The 14242-nt window shown below is 69.5% G+C and carries 12 protein-coding genes; 6 read left to right on the top strand and 6 right to left on the bottom strand.

Annotated elements, in window-relative coordinates:
• Positions 1 to 9: 9 nt before the first annotated feature.
• On the bottom strand, positions 10 to 981 hold the full coding sequence (locus ACFUEJ_RS07695) for a PAC2 family protein (RefSeq protein ID WP_388028455.1): 972 nt from the start codon (positions 979 to 981) through the stop codon (positions 10 to 12).
• 203 nt (positions 982 to 1184) lie between these two features.
• On the opposite strand from ACFUEJ_RS07695, the gene ACFUEJ_RS07690 reads away from it, so the two are divergent.
• On the top strand, positions 1185 to 1892 hold the full coding sequence (locus ACFUEJ_RS07690; protein ID WP_388028453.1) for a hypothetical protein: 708 nt from the start codon (positions 1185 to 1187) through the stop codon (positions 1890 to 1892).
• 91 nt (positions 1893 to 1983) lie between these two features.
• The gene (locus tag ACFUEJ_RS07685) at positions 1984 to 3108 is read left to right on the top strand and encodes a DUF4192 domain-containing protein (RefSeq protein ID WP_388028451.1); all 1125 of its coding nucleotides are present in this window, start codon (positions 1984 to 1986) and stop codon (positions 3106 to 3108) included.
• A 35-nt stretch (positions 3109 to 3143) separates the two neighbouring features.
• On the opposite strand, the gene ACFUEJ_RS07680 is transcribed toward ACFUEJ_RS07685, so the two are convergent.
• Positions 3144 to 3839: an iron dependent repressor, metal binding and dimerization domain protein gene (locus ACFUEJ_RS07680; RefSeq protein WP_388028449.1), complete on the bottom strand. Its 696-nt coding sequence runs from the start codon at positions 3837 to 3839 to the stop codon at positions 3144 to 3146.
• Between the two features lie 185 nt (positions 3840 to 4024).
• On the opposite strand from ACFUEJ_RS07680, the gene ACFUEJ_RS07675 reads away from it, so the two are divergent.
• A complete protein-coding gene (locus ACFUEJ_RS07675) occupies positions 4025 to 5269 on the top strand; it encodes an acetoin utilization protein AcuC (RefSeq protein ID WP_159370681.1) in 1245 nt (414 codons plus the stop codon).
• Positions 5270 to 5315: 46 nt separating this feature from the next.
• Positions 5316 to 8105, top strand: a complete 2790-nt coding sequence (locus ACFUEJ_RS07670) for a bifunctional GNAT family N-acetyltransferase/acetate--CoA ligase family protein (protein ID WP_240199188.1) — start codon at positions 5316 to 5318, stop codon at positions 8103 to 8105.
• Positions 8106 to 8149: 44 nt separating this feature from the next.
• On the opposite strand, the gene ACFUEJ_RS07665 is transcribed toward ACFUEJ_RS07670, so the two are convergent.
• Together ACFUEJ_RS07665 and ACFUEJ_RS07660 are read right to left on the bottom strand one after the other, a co-directional pair.
• Positions 8150 to 9088: a sigma-70 family RNA polymerase sigma factor gene (locus tag ACFUEJ_RS07665; RefSeq protein WP_175401036.1), complete on the bottom strand. Its 939-nt coding sequence runs from the start codon at positions 9086 to 9088 to the stop codon at positions 8150 to 8152.
• Positions 9089 to 9390: 302 nt separating this feature from the next.
• Complete coding sequence (locus tag ACFUEJ_RS07660) at positions 9391 to 9849, bottom strand: DUF3099 domain-containing protein (RefSeq protein ID WP_065628902.1); 459 nt, start codon at positions 9847 to 9849, stop codon at positions 9391 to 9393.
• A 212-nt stretch (positions 9850 to 10061) separates the two neighbouring features.
• Here ACFUEJ_RS07660 and ACFUEJ_RS07655 point away from each other — a divergent pair, with 212 nt between their 5' ends.
• Positions 10062 to 10334, top strand: coding sequence for a DUF3039 domain-containing protein (locus ACFUEJ_RS07655; RefSeq protein WP_058250213.1), 273 nt, complete (start codon positions 10062 to 10064; stop codon positions 10332 to 10334).
• A 31-nt stretch (positions 10335 to 10365) separates the two neighbouring features.
• Here ACFUEJ_RS07655 and ACFUEJ_RS07650 read toward each other — a convergent pair whose 3' ends face one another.
• Positions 10366 to 11604 (bottom strand): YihY/virulence factor BrkB family protein, encoded by a 1239-nt coding sequence (locus ACFUEJ_RS07650; protein ID WP_065628901.1) that lies wholly within the window; start codon positions 11602 to 11604, stop codon positions 10366 to 10368.
• Positions 11605 to 11887: 283 nt separating this feature from the next.
• Between ACFUEJ_RS07650 and ACFUEJ_RS07645 the strand changes: the two genes are divergently transcribed.
• Positions 11888 to 13630, top strand: a complete 1743-nt coding sequence (locus tag ACFUEJ_RS07645) for a DEAD/DEAH box helicase (protein ID WP_065628900.1) — start codon at positions 11888 to 11890, stop codon at positions 13628 to 13630.
• Positions 13631 to 13779: 149 nt separating this feature from the next.
• On the opposite strand, the gene ACFUEJ_RS07640 is transcribed toward ACFUEJ_RS07645, so the two are convergent.
• Positions 13780 to 13986: a hypothetical protein gene (locus tag ACFUEJ_RS07640; RefSeq protein ID WP_004018852.1), complete on the bottom strand. Its 207-nt coding sequence runs from the start codon at positions 13984 to 13986 to the stop codon at positions 13780 to 13782.
• Between the last annotated feature and the right edge of the window lie 256 nt (positions 13987 to 14242).

Genomic DNA, 14242 nt, shown 5'->3' with positions numbered 1-14242 from the left:
TGTCCGGGATCAGATCGGTGATTGCGGACCCTCGTCCCCGGGGCCGGCCTCGCCGTCGCCGGTCTGCTCGGCCAGGAACCGTTCGAGTTCGGCGCCGAGTTCGTCACCGCTGGGCAGCGATTCCTCGGCGGCGAGCAGCGACGAGCGTTCCTGCGCGGCCTGGGTGAACGTGTCGTACTGGGTCTCCAGCGCAGCCACCACGGACTCGATCTCCGAGTTGCCCTCGACCTCGTTGTTCACCTGTGCGCGTACCTTCTCGGCGGCGCTGTCGAGAGCGGCGAGGGGGAGGTCGAGACCGGCGAGCTCGGCGACCGCCGCCAGCAGGCGTGCGGACGCCGCCGGGTAGTTTGTCTGCGCGAGATAGTGCGGGACATGTACCGACAGGCCCGACGCCCGGTAGTCGTGTTCGCCCATCCGCAACTCGAGGAGCATCGACGCGCTGGCGGGCAGCTTCATCGCCGATCCCCACCGGGGCAGGTCACCGAGGGCGTCGGGATCACTGCCGTGCGCCGTGATCGACGGCGGTCGGGTGTGCGGCACGGCCATCGGAATCGCGTTGAGGCCGATGACATCGGTGACGCCGAGTCCGTCGCTCAGGCGTCGGACCGCGTCGACGAACTGCTCCCAACGGAGGTCGGGTTCGGAACCGGCGAGCAGGAGAAAACCCTTGCCCGAGTTGTCGCGGATCGCGTGCAGCGCCAGCGTCGGCATCTCGACGTCGGTGAAGGTCTCGCCGCTGAACGAGATGGTCGGCCGGCGTGACCGGTAATCCATCAGCTCGTCGGAGGAGAAGGTCGCGACCAACTCGGACTCGAGGCTGTCGCGGAGGTGCGTCGCGGCCAGCGCCACCGCGTGCCCGGCGTCGGCGAAGCCCTCCAGCGCGTGGATCAGTACCGGACCCGTGCCGTCGGGCCGGGTCACCTGCGGAGCGGGAAAGGCGAGTTCATACAGCGCGTCGTTGCGCGCGGGCTGCTCGTCCACGTCGTCCCTCCTTCTGCTGGCAGCTGTCCCGGAAGAGACAGCTGAACGTCCATTGTCTCGCACCGCACCCGGCGGTGGCCACTCGCCTCGGTGCAACCACCGCGACACACCGGTGATTCCCCCCGTTGGTGTTCCTGTTTTGTTGTTCCCCAGGGGTGTGTCCTCGACACCTGGCGGAGACGCCGGTGGCACAGTAGACCGTTGTGATCGAGCCGCATGCGCCCCGACTGCGCCTGTCCCTGCCCGGCCGCCTCGTTCCCGGCACGGTGGCCGGTCTCGTCGCCGCGGCGCTCGTGCTGTCCGCCTGCTCCGTCGGCGGGCAGCCGGAGCCGTCGAGTCCGGACCTGTCCGCGCGATCGGTCGAGGCCGCGGACTTCCCGAACGGCGCCGCGAGTCCCATCCCGACGTCGGCGGTCGCGAACGCCCTGGCCGACGTGACCGGGGCGCCGATGCCCGGACAGGCGGGCACCGAGGTGTCGCCGCCGGAGTGTGCACCCGCGTCCGTCCCCGCGGACGGAGCGGTCGCGTTCCTGGGACCCGGCCCGGGGGAGCGGGCCACCCTCACCTCGGTCGTGGCCGGTGTCGAGACGCCGCTCGACGACGTGGTCGAGTTGGCCGAGCGCTGCCCCGAGACCACCACGACCACGTTCGGGGCGTCCTCGACGATCACCACCGAGGTGCTGCCCCCGCCGCCGGCGCCGGACGGGGTCGACACCGCGACGCTCCGCCGCACGATCGTGACCGGCGGCGGTGTCCCGTCCACCACGAGCGCTCTCACGCTGCTCGGCGAGCGGGACGGCGTCCGGGTGTACACCGAATACCGTTGGCCCGCAGCAGGTCCCGTACCTCCCGAAGCGTCCGCCGCGCTCGACACGCTGTTCGGAAAGGCGCTCGCGGCCGCGTTCGGCTGACCAGTACCGCCCTGTGGATGACCTCTCCTGGTTGTCCACAGCGTGTGTCGACCGCCGTTCGAGCGGCTCGGCCACGGGTGACGCTGTCGCCATGCAGATCCTCGAACCGCCACCGCATGGCCCCCACGACCCGACGACGCTGCTCACCTCGATCCCCGCTCGACTGGGGTTCGTCCCCGAGCGGTCGATCATCGCGATCGCCGTCGCCGGCGACCGCACGGTGAACGCGACCATGCGGCACGACCTCGCCCTCGCGCCCGACGGCAGCCCCACGCGCGAACTGGTCGTCGTCCTCGCCGGACTTGGTGAGATCACGTCCACCTACGGCATCGAGGAGATCCTGGTCGTGATCGCCGATGACCGCTACCCGGCGGACGACCGTCGTTATCGGCGGATCCTCGCGATGAGCGACCGGTACTTCGGCGATGTCGGTGGTGTCGCAGCCGGGTTCGTGGTGCCGGGCTTCGATGCCGGCGTGCACTGGTCGACCATCTGGTGTCCGGAGGACCGGGCCTGGTCGGTCGACGTGTCCGCGGGGTCGGCCGGACAACTCGACGATCCGCACACGAGTCCGACCGCGGTCGCGGAGGCGGTGCGTTCGGGGCGACGGATTCTTGCCCGGCGCTCGGAGATGCGGACGATGCTCGAACCGCTCGACGGCGAATGCGGTCCGGGACGTCCGCTGCCGGACTGTCGGGCGTGCCGCGGCATCGATCTGGATCAGAGCGATCTCGATTTGTTCGAACCCGAGGAAGAGGACGTCGAGGCCTCGACACGGGCACTCGACCTGGTCATCAGCGCGATGATCGAAGCGGAACAACCCCTGGATTGTGGCGAACTGGACCGACTGGAACGGGCGATCCTGCGCCCCGACGTCCGCGACGCCGCGCTCGCCCTGGCCGTCACCGAACTCCGGGGAGCCGCCGAACACCTCTGGCGAGAACTCACCCGCCGTCTGACCGGACGCGGAAGGTCCACCGCCGCAACACTTCTCGCACACCTGCACTACATCGGCGGGGACGGCGCCTACACCGGTGTCGCCCTCGACGTCGCGCTTGCGGGCACGGACACCGACCACCTGGCCACGCTGCTCGACACCGCCCTGCGGGCAGGTGTCCGCCCGGCCAGGCTGTGGGGCACCATCGAGAAGTCCTACGACGCCGCGAAACGCCTCGGCGTCGTCATCCCGGCGGCGACACTGCGTACCGCCGGGTGACCACTGCAGACCTTGCTGTGTCAGACCTTGCTGTGTCAGACCTTTTCGACGACCTTCTCGACGAACAGCGAGTGCGCCATGTCGGACGAGAGTTCGAGGCCGTCGTGACCGGGTGTGTCGATCGTGATCGTGCCGGCCGTGTTCGACACCGTCACACGGGCGTTGGGAACCACGCCCGCCTCGCGCAGCGCGCCGATCAGTTCGGTGTCGGACTGGGCGTGTTCGGACAGGCGACGCACGATGACCGGCACCGTCTCGCCCGGCGGGAGGTCGGCGAGGCGGGTGGCGCCGTCGTCGGAGCTCGGCCTCTCCACGCCCAGCAACTCCAGTCCCGGGATGGGGTTTCCGTAGGGCGAGGTCGTCGGGTATTCGAGGACCGCGAGCAGGCGGCGTTCGACGTTCTCGCTCATCACGTGCTCCCAGCGGCAGGCCTCCTCGTGGACCTGATCCCAGGGCATTCCGATGACGTCGACCAGGAGGCGCTCGGCGAGGCGATGCTTGCGCATCACCGCGACGGCGAGCGTGCGTCCGCGGTCGGTCAGTTCGAGGTGCCGGTCCCCGGCGACCCGGAGGAGACCGTCGCGCTCCATGCGGGCAACGGTCTGCGACACGGTGGGACCGGACTGGTCCAGACGCTCGGCGATCCGCGCCCGCAGCGGCACGATGCCCTCTTCTTCGAGATCGTAGATCGTTCGCAAGTACATCTCGGTGGTGTCAACCAGGTCGTTCACTGTGCGCAATCCCTTTCGTCCCCGCCAAGATTACCCTCTTCGGGAGTGGTGACCGCGATCTCACCGCGACCGGGGAGTCCCGGGGCGGCGGTACGTGGCGCGCACTCGTGTCCGACGCGACATCCGTGGCCGCTGCGCGATGTGTACCACTAGCCTGAGGTCGTGATCAACACTACGAGCGCCCGATGACGACGGCCGTCATCTGGAGCGAGGACTTCCTGTCCTACCGATGGGCCCACACGCACCCGATGAACCCGGTCCGACTCGCCCTCACGATGAAGCTCGCGCAGAGCCTCGGAGTCCTCGACGACGTCGAGACGATCCCGCCGCAGGCCATCGACGACGACGCCCTGACCGTCGTCCACAGCCGCGACTACATCGACGCGGTCCGTGCGGTCGGTTCGGGGACGGCGTCGCTGTCGGGGCCGTTGCTCGAGCGGTTGTTCGGCCTCGGCGACGCCGACAACCCGGTCTTCACCGGGATGCACGAGGCCGCGCGCCTGCTCGTCGGCGGCACGCTGGCCGCGGCGCAGACGGTCGTCTCCGGGGCGGCGACGAGAGCGGTCAACATCGGCGGCGGCATGCATCATGCGATGCGCTCGCGCGCCGCCGGATTCTGCATCTACAACGACTGCGCCATCGCGATCAGATATCTGCTCGACCACGGTTTCGACCGCATCGCCTACATCGACGTCGACGCCCACCACGGCGACGGCGTCCAGGTCGAGTTCTCCGCCGACCCGCGGGTGATGACGGTCTCGCTGCACCAGCACCCGGCGACCCTGTGGCCCGGCACCGGATGGCCGACCGAGGTCGGGGACGGCGACGCGGCGGGAAGCGCGGTCAACCTGGCCCTCATGCCCAACACCGAGGACCGGTTGTGGCTGCGCGCCTTCCACGCCGTGGTGCCGTCGCTGATCGCCGAGTTCCGGCCGCAGATCATCGTCAGCCAGTGCGGTGCCGACAGCCACCGCGCCGATCCGCTGACCGACCTCTCGCTGACCGTCGACGGACAGCGGGCGGCGATGATCGCCATGCGCGACCTCGCCGACAAGTACTGCGAGGGCCGCTGGATCGCGGTCGGCGGCGGTGGCTACGGCGTCGTCAACGTGGTGCCGCGCAGCTGGACGCATCTGCTGGGCGTCGCCCTCGGTCGCGAGGTCGATGTATCGTCGGTCATCGACGAATCCTGGTGTGCCACAGCCGAACAGATCTCCGAGCAGGTGCACTCCGACTATGCCGCCCCGCCCGTTCGGGTCATGGGCGACGGGGGCATCGTCGACTACCAGCCGTGGGCCGGCGACGCCGGCCAGGAACCACCCGACGGTGTCGCGGCCAACGCCCAACGCCAGACCGACCGCGCGATCCTCGCCACCCGACGCGCGGTCTACCCGCTTCACGGTCTCGACCCGGAGGACCCCCGTGACTGACGACACCTCGACCGCCGACGCCACCGCGCCCGCAGGCACTCCCGCCATGGCCGATCAGCCGGAACCGCGTAGCCCGTGGGATTATCCGCGGCACTGGATCGCAGATGTGCTGGCCTCCGATGGCGGCGTCGTGCACCTGCGACCGATCGTGCCCGACGACGCCGACCGCATCGTGGCCTTCCACTCCAAGCTCTCCGAGCGCACCCGGTACATGCGGTACTTCGGTCCGACTCCGACCCTGCCGCCGCGCGAGGTGGCCCGGATGACGACCGTCGACCACCAGCAGCGTGTCGCGATCGTCGCCGAACTCGGGGGCGAGATCATCGCGGTCGGCATCTACGAGGGTCTCGGCTTCGACGGCAAACCCGAATCGGCCGAGGTGGCGTTCGTCGTCGCCGATGAACACCAGGGCCGCGGCCTCGGACCCATCCTGCTCGAACACCTGGCCGGTGCGGCGGCGGAGAACGGTTTCACCCGTTTCGAGGCCGAGGTCCTCAGCGAGAACCCGAACATGGTCGCGGTGTTCCGCGACGCGGGGTATCAACTCGCACGGAGCTTCGACGGCTCGACCGTGCACGTTGAGTTCCTCATCGACCCCACCGAGGCGCTGCTGTCGGTGCGCAACGCCCGTGAACGCGCGTCGGAGGCCCGCAGCGTCGCCAATCTGCTGCGACCCGCCTCGGTCGCGGTGATCGGGGCCTCGACCGACCCGAACAAGGTCGGAAACGCCCTGTTGGCCAACATCATCGCCGGGGGATTCACCGGGCCGGTGTTCCCGGTCAACGGCCCCGCCCGGGTCGAGGAGGAGCCCGAGCCGGGACGGCCCGGTGTCGGCCGCGAACCGACGCCGGCGCGTCGTCGCACCCGGGAACGACCGCCGTCGGTGCGGGGGATCCGGGCCTACGAGACCGTCCGCGACATCCCCGACCCCGTCGACCTCGCGGTGGTCGCGGTGCCGGCCGCGCGCGTCGACGACGTGCTCGACGACTGCCTGGTCAAGGGTGTGCGCACGCTCGTCGTGGTGTCGTCGGGCTTCGGCGAGTCCGGCGAGGAGGAGGGCCTCGAGAACGAGCGCCGCCTGGTCGCCCAGGTCCGCGAGCACGGGATGCGACTGGTCGGGCCGAACGCGCTGGGCGTTGCGAACAACGACCCGGCGGTCGCGCTCAACGCGACCCTGGCGCCGCGCATCCCGGCCGCCGGCCGGGTCGGGTTCTTCTGTCAGTCGGGCGCCCTGGGCATCGCGATCCTCGACACCGCGGCCCGTCGCCAGATCGGCCTGTCGACGTTCGCCTCGGCCGGCAACCGCGCGGACGTGTCCGGCAACGACCTCCTGCAGTACTGGGACACCGACGCCACCACCGACGTCATCCTGCTCTACCTGGAGAGCTTCGGTAACCCGCGCAAGTTCTCCCGGATCTCGCGGCGGGTCTCACGCTCGAAGCCGATCATCGCGGTAAAATCCGGCCGGGGTGCGATGACGCCGGTCCGGGCGGCGCGCTCGGCGGCCACCCTCGACGACCAGATCGCCCGCATGATGCTCGAACAGGCCGGCGTCATCCAGGTGGACACGATCCCCGAGTTGTTCGACTGCGCGGCCGTGTTCGCCTATCAGCCGCTGCCGCGCGGCCCGCGCGTCCGCATCATCGGCAATTCGTCGGTGCTGGGCAGCCTGGCGGCGGACACCGCGCGCAACGGCGGCCTCGAGGTCGTCGACACCGTCGATCTCGGTGCCGGCGCCTCGGAGGAGGAGTTCGAGTCGACGGTCTCGGCGGCCATGGCCGACCCGGGCGTGGACGGGATCATCGTCGTGTTCGTGCCGCCGGTCGCGGTCGGCGCCGACTGGCACGCCCGGGCGCTCATGGCGGCGGCCAACACCCCCGACGCCGACGCCGACAAGCCGATCGTCACGACCTTCCTAGCCGTCGACGGCATCCCGCCGGGGTTGACTCGGCCCGGCCCGAACGGCATGCCGACCAAGGGGTCGATTCCGTCGTACGGCTCGCCCGAGCGCGCGGCCGCCTCACTGGCGAGGGCGTGGCAGTACGCCCGGTGGCGCCTGCGGCCGGAATCGGTGGTCCACCGTCCCGACGGCACCGATCCCGAGGCCGCGCGGATGTTCGTGCGCGAGGCGATGGTCGGCGACGGTGCGACCGGTCGTCCCGCCGAGCGGTTGCTGGGGCATGTGGAGTCGGCGAAGCTGTTGCGCTGGTACGGGATCGACGTGGTCCCGTTCCGCGAGGTGACCACGATGCACGAGGCATCCGCGGCGGCCCGTGAACTCGGGCTGCCGGTGGCGGTGAAGGCGACGTCGGACAAGTGGCGCGGTCGTCTCGACCGCGAGGGCGCGCGCCTGGACCTACCCGACGCGACGACGGTGGTGACGGCGTTCGCCGAACTGACCGAACTCACCGGCGACCGCGTGCTGCACGTGCAGAAGATGGCGCCGAAGGGCGTCGGTACGGTCATCCGGGTGCGCGACGATCCGTCGTTCGGTTCGGTGATGTCGTTCGGTCTGTCCGGGCGGACCTTTGACCTGCTGGGCGACCACGGTTACCGCGCCGTCCCGCTGTCCGAACTCGATGCACGGGAACTGATCGAGGAGCCGCGTTCGGCACCGCTGCTGTCGGGCTACCGCGGGGAGGAGCCCGCCGACAAGGAGGCGCTCGCCGATCTGCTGCTGCGCATCTCGACGCTCACCGACGACATCCCGGAGGTCCGCGAGGTGGTCTGCGATCCGATCCTGGCCTCGGTCGACGGCGCGGCCGTTCTCAATGCCCGGATACGCGTGGGCCCGGTGCCCGACAGGCGGGACACCGGACCCAGGCGACTCGGGTGACCGAGTGGACTCAGTGAAGGAGGCGGCGGAGCGTGCGGGGACGCTCAGCTGGCGTAGGCGCGCAGGCGCTCGGCACGGTCGCCGTGGCGGAGCTTGCCCATGACCTCGCGCTCGATCTGGCGCACGCGCTCGCGCGACAGCCCGAACATGCGGCCGATCTGATCCAGGGTGCGCGGCTGGCCGTCGTCGAGGCCGTAGCGCATCCGGATGACCTGCTGCTCACGCTCGTCCAGCGTCGCCAGGACGGCGCGGATGTCGGAGTGCAACAGGCCGGCGATGACGGCGTTCTCGGCGGAGGTGGCCTCGGCGTCCTCGATGAAATCGCCCAGGGGAGCTTCCTCGTCGCTGCCCACCGGCATGTCGAGGCTCACCGGATCGCGGCTGTGGTCGAGCAGGTCGGCGATCTTCTCCGCGGGGATGCCCGATTCGTTGGCCAGCTCGTCGTCGGTCGCTTCGCGGCCGAGCTGCTGGTGCAGCTCGCGCTTGATGCGGGCCAGTTTGTTGACCTGCTCCACGAGATGGACGGGGAGCCGGATCGTGCGGCTCTGGTCCGCCATTCCGCGGGTGATCGCCTGACGAATCCACCAGGTGGCGTAGGTCGAGAACTTGAAGCCCTTGGCGTAGTCGAACTTCTCCATCGCCCGGATCAGACCGAGGTTGCCCTCCTGGATCAGGTCGAGGAGAGGCATGCCGCGGCCGGTGTAGCGCTTGGCCAGCGACACGACCAGGCGGAGGTTCGCCTCGAGCAGGTGGGCCCGGGCGGCCTCGCCTTCACGGACGATGACCGCGAGGTCACGCTTCTTGGCCGCGGACAGCCGCTTCTTGGTGGCCAGAACGTGTTTGGCGTAGAGCCCGGCCTCGATCTGCTTGGCGAGTTCGACCTCCTGCTCCGCGTTGAGAAGGGCGGTGCGACCGATTCCGTTCAGATAGACACGGACCAGATCCGCCGCTGGAGACTGGGCGTCGAGATCCTGTTCGGTCATCGCCGGCCGGGTACCCGGAGGGGTGACTTCGGCGAAACCTTTGGTCGGGGTCGAACGTGCAACTGTCGAGCGTGACATGCGGCCTCCTGACTTGAGTGCGTTCACTGGGTCCAACGCCCTTGTGTGGGCGATAGTTCCCGAGAGTGGTTCGGAGCAAACCTCGCCGAGGCTTGGTGACCTGCGCATTCTTTTTCGCGACTCGACAACCGGCTGAGAAGTTGCTGAGATGTCGCGCGCGGGGGAACCCGAGGGAACGCGGGAACGCACGGGGCCGCGGTGCCGACCCGTCTGGTCCGGAGGTGTCAGGCGCGGGGGTCGTCGGGATCGACGACCTGCCCGTCGATGGTGCGCGACAGCTGGTGGTCGGTGCCGGTATCGGTCAGTGCCGGGGGTCCGACGACGTGATGGTCGGCGCCGTACTTGTACTGGGGGACCTCGCCGCGCTTGCGCGGCGGACGGTCGTTGGCGATCAGGACCGCCGCCCATGGCAGCGGGATGGAGATCGCGACGATGGCCAGCGCCAGTAGTCCGGACCCGGTGATGCCGTAGGCGATACCGGCGATGACGAGCGCCGGCACGCGGAAAGCCATGAGGAACAGATACTTACGCACACGCGCTCGGTGCTGGGCCTCGAGCGAGTCCGGTGCGTCGGTGATCAGGTACGCCTCGGCGCCCGGACGTTTCGACGCGGGATGTCCGTGCTCGTCGACGTGCGGCGACGTGCTGTTGCGGCCGTGCTGTCCGCGAGCGGACTCACCCATGGATTCCCATTGTTCGAACACCCTCTCCACTGTCCTCCTTTTGGCGGTCTATTGCACCCACCGCCGGGAGCGTAGTGAGCGGGGCGAATCGGGTCCCGCCGCCGGGAGCGTAGCGAGCGGGGCGAATCGGGTCCCGCCGCCGGGAGCGTAGCGAGCGGGGCGAATGAGCACTCGGGTGTTCCGTCGGCCCGGTTGTGACGCACAATGGACGAATGGGAACCGAAACCATCGAACGCCCGGACCTCGACGAATGGTCCGACACCAAGACCGACGAGCGTCCCGATGCCGACGCGACCGACCGGGGTGACGACGACCGCCCCAAGTTCTTCCACTACGTGAAGAAGAACAAGATCGCCGAGAGTGCGGTCATGGGTAATCATGTCGTCGCCCTCTGCGGCGAGACCTTCCCGGTCACGCGGTCGGCCAAGCCCGGGTCGCCGGTCTGCCCGAAGTGCAAGAAGATCTACAACAAGATGCGCAAGTGACGCGAGGCGGCTGATCGGCGGGCGTCGCCGGTCAGCCGCGGTCGCGGTGCCGCGCCTGCCGGCGGATCGGGCCGGAGGACAGCCGGTCGGGCAGGGTCCGGAGTTGGCCGGTGAAGTCGGAGGTCTGGGAGTTCACCCAGTGCCGGACCTGCGTGGTGGTCGACGCCTTCGCGGGCCAGAATTGTTGCACGGCCGCGTTGAACTCGGCGCCGATCACGATGCCGAAGCCCAGCGAAAACGTGAAGAGCAGGAACGCGATCGGTGTGGCCAGCGCCCCGTAGGAGACCCCGGCCTCGGTGATCTTGGTCAGATAAATGCGCAGCACGTAGCTCGCGACCCAGAAGAACACGCCGGCCACGATCGCCCCGCCGATGAGCCGATGCCACGGCAGGGGATTGGGCAGCGCGAGGTGGTAGAGCGTCGTCAGGACGAACAGCAGGAGGACGGCGACGAACGGGAAGTAGCCGTAGTCGATGAGGGTGGTGACGAACGATCCCCACGACTCCGGCACGATCGCGCGCAGGTAGTTCGGTCCGAGCGCGACGAGGGGCAGCAGGAACACCGCGACGCTCAGGAAGCCGACGTAGAGGAACAGCGCGAAGAACCGCTGCCACACCGGGTGTCGGACCTCGTGCTGGTCGTGTGCGTGCGCGATCGAGGCGATGAAGCACGAGACGGCCGACGATCCCGCCCACAATGAGATGACGAACCCGACCGACATGAGGCCGATCCGGCCGCGCCCGAGCACGCTGTCGACCGTCGGGGTGATCAGGTCGTCGACGACCGTGGGGGTGAAGGTCCGGCCGGCGAGGTCGATGATGCGGGCGTAGACGACGTCGACGGTGTCGGGGCCGAACCAGCCGGCGACGTAACCGACCGAGCCGAGCAGACCCAGCAGCAGCGGCGGCAGCGACAGCGCCTGCCAGAACGCGGCCTGTGCGGCCCAGCCGATGATCCCGTCGTCCCAGGACTTGACGATCGTGCGCCAGACCACGCGATGAATGTTCGGCAGGACCGGCAGGCCCGGTCCGGACGCCGCCTCGGTTCGTTCCGGATCGTCGTTCCCGGTCTTCTCCGACCCAGCGTCCGGTTCGGTCGACCCCTTCGCGCCGCGGAGGACTTCGACGTCCCCGGAGGCCGGGGCGGACCGCAGCGGCGCGCGCAGGGGTTCGGTCGCGGCCCCGACATCGGCGAGTGGGTCGCCGATCGGCGCGGTGACCGCAGTCGACACGGGACCCGGCGGGACGGCGGGCGGGCTCGCGGCAACCACCGACGACGGGTCGTCGGCCAGTGGGACCGGATTCCTCTTGCGCGTTGTGATGTGTTCAATATCCCCGATCGGGAGGCCGATTGGGTACCCGGGTCACCAGGCGAGTCGTTCGGATCGCCCACGGGCGCCCGTCGCGGCGGACGCCGCGGCCCGGTGTCGGGATGCGGGAGCTGTCGCGCTTCGGCGGTACCATTGGCGGGTCCCCTCGGGCGCGGGCCCCGCACGCGAGGGGTCGTTTCATGTCCGGCCGGAAACCCGCACGCGTGGAGGAGCAGCCCAGAAGGTGACGTCAGCCGAACCCTCCGGATCCACCGCCGGCCCGAAACTCCAGCTCCGCGCTTGGCAGCGTCGTGCGCTGACCAAGTACCTGACGCAGAAGCCGAAGGACTTCCTCGCCGTGGCGACGCCGGGCGCCGGCAAGACGACGTTCGGCCTGCGTATCGCCCGCGAACTCCTCGATGACCGCACCGTCGACAAGATCACCGTGGTCGCCCCGACCGAACACCTGAAGCACCAGTGGGCCGAGGCCGCCGCGCGGGTCGGGATCGCGCTCGACTCGCGGTTCACCAACGCCGCCGGACAGACCAGCTCGGACTTCCACGGCGTCGTCGTCACCTATGCACAGGTGGCCGCCCATCCGGCCCGGCACCGGGTGCGCACCGAGAACTACCGCACCCTGGTAATCCTCGACGAGATCCACCACGGTGGCGATGCCAAGTCGTGGGGCGAGGCGATCCGGGAGGCCTTCGACGACGCCGAGCGCCGGCTCCTGCTGACCGGTACACCCTTCCGCTCCGACGACTCGCCGATCCCGTTCGTCACCTACGAACCGGAGGCCGGCGGGCATCAGCGCTCCAAGGCCGACCACACCTACGGCTACGCCGACGCACTGAAGGACGGCGTCGTCCGTCCGGTCGTGTTCCTCGCCTACTCCGGTGAGGCCAGCTGGCGCGACAGCGCGGGCGAGGAGTACACCGCCCGGCTGGGCGAACCGCTCTCCGCGGAGCACACCACCCGCGCCTGGCGTACCGCGCTGGACGCCCACGGCGACTGGATTCCGGCGGTCCTCACCGCCGCACACACGCGGCTGGGACAGCTCCGTGCGACCGGCACACCGGATGCGGGCGGGCTGGTCATCGCCACCGATCAGACCGCGGCCCGCGACTACGCCGAACTGCTCACCGCCATCACCGGCAAGCCGCCGACGCTGGTGCTCTCCGACGACCCGAAGTCGTCGTCGAGGATCGGCCAGTTCGCCGCGTCCACGGACGAGTGGATGGTGGCGGTCCGCATGGTGTCCGAGGGTGTCGACGTCCCCCGCCTGGCCGTGGGTGTGTACGCCACCAGCTCGTCGACGCCGCTGTTCTTCGCCCAGGCCATCGGACGATTCGTGCGATCGCGTCGTCCGGGTGAGACCGCGAGCGTCTTCCTGCCGTCGGTCCCGGTGCTGCTCGACCTCGCCAGCCAGATGGAGGTCGAGCGCGATCACGTGCTCGGCAAGCCGCACCGCGAGAGCGACGGCCTCGACGACCAATTGCTGATCGACGCCAACAAGCAGGAGGACGAGCCGGGGGAGGACGAGCCGAAGTTCCAGTCGCTGCATGCCGACGCCGAACTCGATCAGGTCATCTTCGACGGCACCTCGTTCGGCACGGCCACGTTCGCCGGTAGCGACGAGGAGTCGGACTATCTGGGGTTGCCCGGGCTGCTCGATGCCGACCAGGTGCGTGCCCTCCTGCGCAAACGCCAGGAGGAACAGGTCACGGCGCGAACGGTCGCGTCGTCCTCGGAGTCGTCGGCTGCCGAGCCGCCCACTCCCGGCCGGCCGGCGGGAACCACCGGCGAGAATTTGCACGCCCTGCGCAAGGAACTGAATACGCTCGTCGCGATGCATCATCACCGCACGGGCAAACCACACGGCATGGTGCACAACGAGTTGCGGACTCGGCTGGGCGGGCCCCCGACCGCCATGGCGACCGCCGATCAGCTGAAGGAACGGATCGCCGCACTGCGCGAGTGGCGCTGATAGACACTGCGCGAGTGGCGCTGATAGACACTGCGCGAGTGGCGCTGGTCGGGCGGCCCGGAACAGGCCCGGACACGACAGAGCCCGGCCGGTTGCTCCGGCCGGGCTCTGTGCGCGTAGGGAAAGCCCGCGTTCGATCGTCGGAGGTGTCAGACCAGCTCGCCGGCGGATTCGACGACGGTGGCGCTCAACTCGACAAGGCGGGCCTCGTGCTCGTTGAAGTGGTGGCGGCAGAAGAGAAGTTCGCCGCCCTTGGGCAGGACGGCCCGTACCTTGGCTGCGGCGCCGCAGCGATCGCAGCGATCGGCGGCAGTGAGCGGCAGGTAGATCGGGGCTGTGGTGGCGATGTCAGTCATGGTTCGTTCCTCCGTCCCGGTCCGGCGCCGGGTGTCCGGTCGCCTTCCCTTCGAGCCGACACATCCGGGCGATGCGTCAACCTCACTCTGTCAGACGCTCGGGGCGTTCGTATTGTTCCGACGGTGCTCTCGGTGTGTCGTCACTCACCGTTTACACCAGGCAACAACTCGACAACGATCGCCCGAACGCAATGCGACCCGGCCATGGGGCCGGGTCGCACCACTCTACGCGTTGTGCGCGGGACGAGTCGTTCGG

The organism is Gordonia sp. NPDC057258 (genome assembly GCF_042668985.1).
Taxonomy (GTDB): domain Bacteria; phylum Actinomycetota; class Actinomycetes; order Mycobacteriales; family Mycobacteriaceae; genus Gordonia; species Gordonia hongkongensis.
The sequence above is the reverse complement of the archived record's forward strand: the minus strand, read 5'-3'. Positions and strand labels throughout refer to the sequence as shown.